The sequence below is a fragment of the Ruminococcus champanellensis 18P13 = JCM 17042 genome, assembly GCF_000210095.1.
GTDB classification, from domain to species: domain Bacteria; phylum Bacillota; class Clostridia; order Oscillospirales; family Ruminococcaceae; genus Ruminococcus_F; species Ruminococcus_F champanellensis.
The window spans coordinates 1,479,395-1,480,820 of record NC_021039.1; the positions used below are offsets into that span (position 1 = coordinate 1,479,395).

The 1,426-nt window shown below is 37.4% G+C and carries 2 protein-coding genes; one reads left to right on the plus strand and one right to left on the minus strand.

What is annotated here, in order from left to right:
* Positions 1-37: 37 nt before the first annotated feature.
* Positions 38-376 (minus strand): helix-turn-helix domain-containing protein, encoded by a 339-nt coding sequence (locus tag RUM_RS06525; RefSeq protein WP_015558373.1) that lies wholly within the window; start codon positions 374-376, stop codon positions 38-40.
* Between the two features lie 173 nt (positions 377-549).
* Here RUM_RS06525 and RUM_RS06530 point away from each other — a divergent pair, with 173 nt between their 5' ends.
* Positions 550-1,047: a hypothetical protein gene (locus tag RUM_RS06530; RefSeq protein ID WP_015558374.1), complete on the plus strand. Its 498-nt coding sequence runs from the start codon at positions 550-552 to the stop codon at positions 1,045-1,047.
* The last annotated feature ends 379 nt before the right edge of the window (positions 1,048-1,426 follow it).

The following is a 1,426-nucleotide window of genomic DNA, read 5'->3' on the forward strand; positions in this document are numbered from 1 at the left end:
CCTTGTGATATCGTAGGATCATCTTCGGGCAGTTTTGTTAAAAGTCATCAAGTTTATCAGCCAGTGCACAGACTGTTTTTAAAAAAACCTTCACTTTTTCTGGGTTCTTATCATCTAATGTCAATGCGAGAATTTTTATCATATTGTTGTGAATTTCAGCTTCTCCAAATACCAGGTCATCCAGACTGACACGAAGCAACTGTGCAATTTTAGCAAGTGTCTCGAGGGAAGGAGAACGTGTTCCTCGTTCTAGATGTCCAATATACCCAGTAGATAATGAACAAAGTTCACTGAGCTGTTCTTGTGTCATTCTGGATAGTTCCCGATATCTCCGAATACGGTCACCGATTGCAGCATAATTAAGCCCCTGTTCCATTGTATCACCTCATAGTGATATTATACTGTTTTTTCAGTATGGATTTAACGGACTATTAGAAATATATTTTATGTCCTATAGACACTTTTATGTAACTATAAGACGAAAAAACTTGACATACAGTATCTAATGTGATATAATAGATAAAAATATGTGAATAGGAGGGCTTTTCAATGCAATTTTATGGGGTTGGTACTAGATTTGGAGGTACGGATTGCTTTTTAGACGATTGCTGTAAATATAATTTTTGGTGTATGGGCAATCCGAACGAAAAGCAGATGAAACTCTACGAAGGAATCAACGTAGGTGACATTTTGATTGCGAAAAAATACCGTATGAAGGATGGCGCTGCATTCGTAGATGTGGAAGCAATCGGAATGGTGACTGACAGGGAATTTAAGCACAAGAGTGTTCCTGCAAAATTCACCAGCGATGATATTTATGGGATATCTGTTGTATGGATTAAACGGTTCTCCGATCCTATATCGTTTTCTTCCAAACTCAGTGGGCTTGACTTTGGCGGTGGCAAGACATGTTCTATTTACTCCGAAACCAGTGAAAAATGGATTGCCATGATTGAGAAAATGATGAAATATGATTATCCGCTGGCGTATGATTCAGATGAAGATTCTGATGAATTGGTAGATCAAATTTCAAGTCTGGATTACTGAACTTTCGCACACGATTCTGTTTTAAGAGAACTGAATAGTCAGTATGAAGATGAGGTCATTACGCAATACCCCAATGACGAAATTGAAGTACTGGAGGAAGACTGTTTTGGACGAGTCATTATTTGCGTGCCTTATGAAACGGAGAAAAGCAAAAGATTTGGTTTGATTCTTTTGGTTCCAGAAAAGGATAAAAATCATAATGACATGTGTTTAGTTTCTTTTGGGATTGAGGTTGCGGACAGTGATGAGGACATACCAGGAATCGTGGAACAGCTGAAACAACAAACAGATTGGAATAGGTACATTTTCTTATAATTTTATATAGGACGATATTTTTGCACTTCACATTTGTGAGGTGCTTTTTTTATGCTTCTTTTAC

What these genes read in the sequence shown, in the direction of transcription:
- RUM_RS06525 (WP_015558373.1), bottom strand. Translation starts at nt 376, where the DNA reads ATGGAACAGGGGCTTAATTATGCTGCAATCGGTGACCGTATTCGGAGA.
- RUM_RS06530 (WP_015558374.1), top strand. Translation starts at nt 550, where the DNA reads ATGCAATTTTATGGGGTTGGTACTAGATTTGGAGGTACGGATTGCTTT.